Annotated in this window: 2 protein-coding genes; both read right to left on the reverse strand. The window is 35.6% G+C overall.

The window, feature by feature from the left end:
- Nucleotides 1-1,800: 1,800 nt before the first annotated feature.
- Nucleotides 1,801-2,727 (reverse strand): Rpn family recombination-promoting nuclease/putative transposase, encoded by a 927-nt coding sequence (locus tag DNJ75_RS14570; protein ID WP_117004161.1) that lies wholly within the window; start codon nucleotides 2,725-2,727, stop codon nucleotides 1,801-1,803.
- Nucleotides 2,727-2,893, reverse strand: a 167-nt coding sequence (locus DNJ75_RS14575; RefSeq protein ID WP_188618960.1) for an HU family DNA-binding protein, incomplete at its 5' end; no start/stop codon positions are given. The genes DNJ75_RS14575 and DNJ75_RS14570, both read right to left, overlap by 1 nt.

A 2,893-nucleotide genomic window follows, 5' to 3' on the forward strand; every position in this document is an offset into this window, starting at 1 on the left:
CATAACAAGGTATATGTTAAATCGTAATAAAGATTACAACAATGTTTGAATTTTGTATCAAATTAGCAAAATCATCGCATTTGAGTTGCAGTTAAGCCCAGTTTATCTATAATTCCCAGTGCTTAGTTAAGGTGTCTTTTGCCCTCCCTACCTCCCAATAATAAAAGTGCCTTGACTGCATCAGATAACACTAAAATTCTTATGGTTTATGATGTTAAGCCATGTAAACTTTTCAAAACAGGGAAAATTGGAGGACTGTGCAGGGAATCTATAGCGTAGTCGGAATACGTCAGTAAATCGGTCATGGTGATTTAATAATTGCCCTCTAGCCCTTACCCCATAAGTGATTGCTAAGGTGTTGTTTAAAAGATGATCTTGCATTCCTGTCACTTCTCCCACAGAGGTATAATTGAATCAATCAGATAATGACTAAGCGATCAGTTTAAAAATAACCAATAGTAACCAAAGCCATATAAAATACAGCGTTAAGGTGCTTTCAGGGAAAAATCGGTGCTATCTGGAATTATGCTACTATTATGGCGGCTCAGGAAAGAGAACTTACTTAGCATCAACGATAATTACACTGGCATTGACAGCGAGCAATAATATGGCACAAGCCTATATTATATATGGCTTGGAGTTGGTTTAAGCTCCCCTTTGATTATCTTTGATTATGTTAGTTGTGGCACCTCAGCGAAGAACGCCTAATAGCAACTTAGCCAATTTGTCCTAAATTTTCAGCTAACAAAATGCGACCGTTAACCTAAGCCAAATATGCAAATTTTTAAAAAATTGACGATTTTCGGCTTATAGCACGGGCGTTTTTTTCGGTATATTTTCAAAAGCAGTCTAAAAATCCATCTTTTTAGCAATTTTGATCAAAATTTCAGCTTCCATATTTAAGCGCTGTTTAATTATATCTAATATGCCAATGCAATCGTTCAAAATCAATGAAAAATACGCTTAAATCGAATGTATTGGCGTTTTCATGTTTTTAAATGTTAATTCTGATTGTTATTTGCACTTATGACGTTAAATTATCAGTGATTTATCATATTTTTAACTTAAGGCGCACTGAACAAAAAACAATCCCGATTTTTGGGGGGTTGTTCCACTGAGGGTAAAATGGGTATTTTCAGCGGTAACTTTCGCATATTGTATTATTTACAGTCAGACTAGCCCGTGGCGAAAGTTCTGGAGCTTACACTATTCAAGCACTTTACATTACTTGGGGTAGAGCAATAGACACATATATTGATTGCTTTTTAAACGAATGGACTAAAACCGTGCCAGAGCAATTGAGAATAATGTGTCACTGAGTCTTAGCACCTAAGATTTAACTGACTCACTTCCTATTTTGCGACCACGATTGTGGTAAGAAAACAGGAAATGGAGTGTTTTTTGTGAATGTGGCACCTCATCGTTTGCAGCTTAACACGCCTTTTAGTAATATTATTGAGTATATATTATGCGAAAATAGACAGGGTGGTCAGTAAAAGCACGTACCTTAACAAGGAGTATTTAAAAAATTTACAGATTTCACCCTTTAGCACAACAGCTTTTTAAGATTATATTTCATACCGAAGTGGGAATTTTAGGCTGAATCTTGATTGACTGCATTTTTAAAAGCTAAGGTTTTATTTGCCTTTCGGCTATTTTGTAAATATTTTTCAGATGCTTTCAAATAAGGCTTTGCGCTTGTTTTAAATCAAAATATTTACTTATTATCTCTTGTCACACGAGACATACTCTTGATTAAAGTTTAACCCGAAGTAGGACTTTTAGCCCAAATATTTAAGCCTAATGTTTCGTCTTAGTGCTAATTTCTTTTTTGAGTTTAAGGACGGTATCAAGGTCAAGTCCAGTGTATTTAGTCACTAAACTATCATCTAAACCATCAATAAGCATAGTTTTTGCAGTATCTTTTACCTTTAAATTTACTGCATTTTCTTCTCGCCTTTCTAGGTAATTCATAAACTCACCACCTGTATTATTATTAATGACATCGATTAATTTATCTATCGCTTCACTGTCAACATCATTGCGACTTTCTATATATGAGAATACTTGATTTAATAGATTATTGCCAGATTTTATGAAATAAATCGCTTGATTCGGGTACTGTAACAGCCATTCTATCAACTTATCTGCTAAGTTATCGCGACTGTGTTTAAGCATATATTCAAAGACCAAATTAGCGTCAAACTGCCCTAAATCATCATCGCTCATGACGGTTAAATCAAGTAAGTTAAATGACTTGAACATGTATTCTTTGGCTATTTCCTTATCTGCAAAGCAGTCCATCAAGTCGGTAGAATAAGGATAAGGTGACTCTGTACCATGATAGACAACTGCGGGTAAAATAATAGGTAACTTATCATTTCCCTGTTGCAAATGCTGTTGCATGATCTGTACCACATACAACAACAGTCTAAACGCCATTAATTCGTCACTGGTTGATTGATGTTCAAAAAGCAGATAAATATAAACATCTTTACCGTTAATCTTAGTCATATACAGCACATCGCCGACCACTTTACGCAAATTGTGCTGTATAAATTCAGTCGGCACTTGCTTTAAATGTTTTAAATCAAGTTTGCTCACCAACTCCTTTGAATATATCTGTTTCAGTAACGCCTTAGCCTTGCTTTTTTCAGCTAAGTTGGCTTTGAAAAAGACATCGTGTGGTGTCGGTAAGTTGTTGCTTGACTCGTTATTGTCAGTCATTATTTACCATTAGCCGCATCTTTTAATAACTTACCCGCAGTAAATTTAGGCAATTTAGCCGCTTTAATCATTAATGGTGCGCCTGTTTTTGGATTACGCCCACTACGGGCTGCACGCTTACCAACACTGAATTTACCAAAGCCTGTAAAGCTGACAGACTCCCCCT

The sequence above is a fragment of the Cysteiniphilum litorale genome (genome assembly GCF_003428165.1).
Classification (GTDB): Bacteria; Pseudomonadota; Gammaproteobacteria; order Francisellales; family Francisellaceae; genus Caedibacter; species Caedibacter litoralis.